General features: G+C 44.1%; 1 protein-coding gene and 1 pseudogene. Both read right to left on the bottom strand.

The window, feature by feature from the left end; genetic code table 11:
* Positions 1-1,670: pseudogene (locus CXF58_RS14175) on the bottom strand (copper resistance system multicopper oxidase); the annotation flags it as partial.
* A gap of 94 nt (positions 1,671-1,764) precedes the next feature.
* Positions 1,765-2,403 carry a DUF411 domain-containing protein gene (locus CXF58_RS01015; RefSeq protein ID WP_011959987.1) on the bottom strand — a complete coding sequence of 213 codons (639 nt, stop codon included), beginning with the start codon at positions 2,401-2,403 and terminating at the stop codon, positions 1,765-1,767.
* Positions 2,404-2,725 lie beyond the last annotated feature (322 nt).

The raw sequence follows: 2,725 nt of genomic DNA, 5'->3' as shown, positions 1-2,725 counted from the left end.
TCCATGTGATAGAGCAAGTGGCAATGCCATGCCCATCTGCCAGCTTCTCCGGTGACATCAAAGCTTATCTTTTGTGCAGGCTGTACCATTATCGTATGCTTACGTACTTGAAACTCACCTGAAGGCATCCGCAGATCGCTCCACATACCATGCAAATGCATGGGATGATTCATCATGGTGTCATTGACTAAGGTAATACGTACGCGCTCGTTGGGCTTAATATTGACCGGTGCGGCATCTTTGAACATAACCCCGTCTAGAGCCCAAATATAGCGCTCCATGTTTCCCGTCAGATGTATTTCAATCTCTCTGGTGGGTTTGCGCTGCTCTGCCATTATCTCATCGCCGACAGAGCGCAACTGACTATAATTCAAAACCTTTCTATCAATGTTACGTAGATTAATACCAGGGTCATCAAGGTTCATACGCGGACTATCAACGCGCATATCGGACTTAAAGTCATATTCTGTTTTGGCATGTTTAGCGTTATAGCCATTCGATCCCATGGCGCCCATCATGTCGGCCATCGTCAGCCATTCGACTTTGTCCATAGCAGGTATCGCAGGACGAGCACCTTTTTTGGTAGCAAGCGTTGTCGCAACATAGCCTGACCGATCTATGTTTTGAGCAAATATGGTATGCGCGTCTTTAGTGGGCGTCACGATGACATCATAAGTCTCGGCCACCCCAATACGGAAATCATCGATATCGACGGGACTGACATCAATCCCATCCGTCGCGACGACTTTCATTTTTAGGCCGGGGATGCGTACATCAAATATCGTCTGCGCTGAACCATTAATAAAACGTAGTTTGACAGGCTGTCCAGCCTTGACAAGTTGCGTCCAGTTAGCCGCTGTGGTTTTACCATTCATCAGATAGGTAAAGGTTTTTTCACCAGACAGATCAGTAAAGTCTGTCGGCATCATCCGCATCTGATTCTACATTTTGCGCTTATCAAAAGCAGCTTTTAGATCTGTTGCGGCAATATCGGACAGTAGCTTTTTAAAATCTGGTAAATGATAATTATCAAAGTCTGCGCGTTGCTTTAATAGTTTAACCAAGTTGTGCGGGTCACGGTGCGTCCAATCACTGAGCAAAATGACATGGTCTTCCTCGATAGGATGACGTTCGCGCCCTTTCGGCTCAATGACGATGGCCCCGCGCATACCGGTTTGTTCTTGGAATCCAGTGTGCGAGTGATACCAATAAGTGCCAGATTGTTTCAGCGTAAATTTATACGTAAAGGTGCTATTTGCTGGTATACCATCAAAACTAATGCCGGGCACGCCATCCATCTCAAACGGTACTAGTAGACCATGCCAATGAATAGAGGTCGACTCATTCATTTGGTTATGGACGCGTATCACTACCGTATCGCCCTCGCGCATTTTTAGCGTTGGCGCTGGTAATGAGTCATTAATGAGCGTCGCCGTGCTTGACTTGCCATCAACAATGATGGGTTTTTTGCTGACATAAAGATCAAACTCTTTGCCTGTCAGTATGGGTACTTTATGATCGGGTTTATCACTGTTAATGACGGCATTTTTTTGATTTGCACCCAACGCACTATTGGCAATGGTTGGTAACGTCGATAGCATAGACGCGCCAAGTAGCGTAGAGGATCCGGTTAAAAAACGTCGGCGGTTCAGTATGTTCTTTTTATTCATAATGATAACCTAATTTAATTTGAGAGATGGTGGTTAAGCTTATAGTTATAATATTTTCGATATTTAACAGAATCTATTCACATCTAAGCCAACACTACAGCTGCTGCTGAGGAGACTCAATAGCAGCATAGACTTCTGTGGTGCCGTCTTTATTAAGCTGCATTACCTTATAAGGCATGAATTTACCTTCATACTCCATACCGGGGCTACCAACCGGCATACTCGGTACGGCAAGTCCAATAGCTTGTGCAGGAGGATTTGCTAAGAATTCAGCCATGTGTTTAGCAGGGACATGCCCTTCAAAGACAAAACCGTCGGTGGTAACGGTGGTATGACAAGAGCGCATTTGCTGTGGTACGCCATAACGCTCCTTAAATAAGGATAGATCTTCCACATCGTGCGTGGTTGCACTTAATCCATTGTTTTTTGCATAGCCTACCCATTCTTTACAGCAGCCGCAGTTGGCATCTTTATAAACCGTGGCTGAGACGTTTTTGAGTAATGATGACGAGCTGTTAACGGGAGCATTTGTAGGAGCAGAACTTTCATTTTGTACTTGTGCATTCTGGGTAGCAGACTGTTCAACCTTTACTGGTTGAGAATCAGAGCCACTGGTATTAGATTGGCTGCAAGCGGCTAGCGTTAACGAGAGTGACGATGTCACCACCAATAAAAGGACACGACCGGATAACCAGCTATGTCCATTAGAAAGCACATGTGTGTAATGTCTCATTAAATTACTCCTAAACGTCTATTGTTATGCTCGATATTCTAAAAACTTACACCCTATATTTGAATTCTTATGTACTTAACTAAAAACATTAAATGCAGCACTGTTCAGTACTACATTGGTGATAGCGACAACCGTGAGTTAGGAGGCTTTCATATCTAGAAAGTATTAATGCTGCATTCCAGATCCATCATCCGACATATTCATATCACCATCAAATGACATGTCCATCATATCGCCATCTATCCTAGTGGTTAGCATCGTGTACTGAGCTTCATCTAATTCAGGTAACGATCTGATAAAAGCAACCATTGCCCACATTCTA

It is taken from the genome of Psychrobacter sp. Sarcosine-02u-2 (genome assembly GCF_002836335.1).
Taxonomy (GTDB): Bacteria; Pseudomonadota; Gammaproteobacteria; order Pseudomonadales; family Moraxellaceae; genus Psychrobacter; species Psychrobacter faecalis.
This window is presented reverse-complemented; position numbering and strand designations above follow the sequence as displayed.

What these genes read in the sequence shown, in the direction of transcription:
- CXF58_RS01015 (WP_011959987.1), bottom strand. Translation starts at nt 2,403, where the DNA reads ATGAGACATTACACACATGTGCTTTCTAATGGACATAGCTGGTTATCC.